The organism is Streptococcus sp. HMSC071D03, from assembly GCF_001812125.1.
GTDB classification, from domain to species: Bacteria; Bacillota; Bacilli; order Lactobacillales; family Streptococcaceae; genus Streptococcus; species Streptococcus pseudopneumoniae_N.
In genome coordinates this window covers 1-974 of sequence record NZ_KV807733.1, presented here as the reverse complement: position 1 = coordinate 974, position 974 = coordinate 1, and the positions used below count along the sequence as shown (strand labels likewise).

Here is a 974-nt window from a genome sequence, read left to right as displayed (position 1 = left end):
ATCTTAGTATGTTTGTCAACTGTAGTGGGTTGAAGAAAAGCTAATCTCGAGAAAGGACAAATTTCGTCCTTTCTTTTTTGATGTTCAGAGCGATAAAAATGCGTTTTTTGAAGTTTTCAAAGTTCCGAAAACCAAAGGCATTGCGCTTGATAAGTTTGATAAGATTATTGGTTGCTTCCAGTTTGGCGTTTGAATAGGGGAATTGAAGAGCGTTGACGATTTTCTCTTTATCTTTGAGGAAGGTTTTAAAGACAGTCTGAAAAAGAGGATGAACCTGCTTTAGATTGTCTTCAATGAGTCCGAAAAATTTCTCTGCCTCCTTATTCTGAAAGTGAAAAATCAAGAGCTGATAGAGATTATGGTGGCATTTCAAGCCTTCTGAATAGCTCAAAATCTTGTCTAGAATCTCTTTATTGGTTAAGTGCATGCGAAAAGTAGGGCGATAAAAACGCTTATCACTGAGTTTACGACTATCCTGATTGATTCATAATTTGGACACGCACACGACTCATAGCACGGCTTAGATGTTGTACAATGTGAAAGCGATCTAGAACGATTTTAGCACATGGAAAAAGCTGTTTAGCCAAGGCATAATAAGGGCTAAACATATCCATAGTAATGATTTTGACGCGACTTCGGACAGAACTCTCATATTTAAGAAAATGATTTCGGATGATAGATTGTGTTCTACCTTCCAGAACTGTGATGATATTGAGATTGTCAAAATCTTGAGAAATGAAACTCATCTTCATATCCCAATTGCAACAGTCACTCCCCTGACTGTTTCAACGTCCCAAGACATAATCTCAGGAAGGCGATCATGCTTAAAACGGAAGTCATTGAGCTTACGAATAACGGTTGAAGTTGAAATGGCCAGCTGATGAGCAATATCGGTCATAGAAGTTTTTTCAATCAGCTTTTGAGCAATCTTTTGGTTGATGATATAGTCAATTGAAACAAGAACAAGACAAAAG

The 974-nt window shown here is 37.4% G+C and carries 1 pseudogene; it reads right to left on the bottom strand.

Features of this window, described 5'->3' with window-relative positions:
- Nucleotides 1-40: 40 nt before the first annotated feature.
- A pseudogene (locus HMPREF2837_RS11415) lies at nucleotides 41-974 on the bottom strand (ISL3 family transposase); the annotation flags it as partial.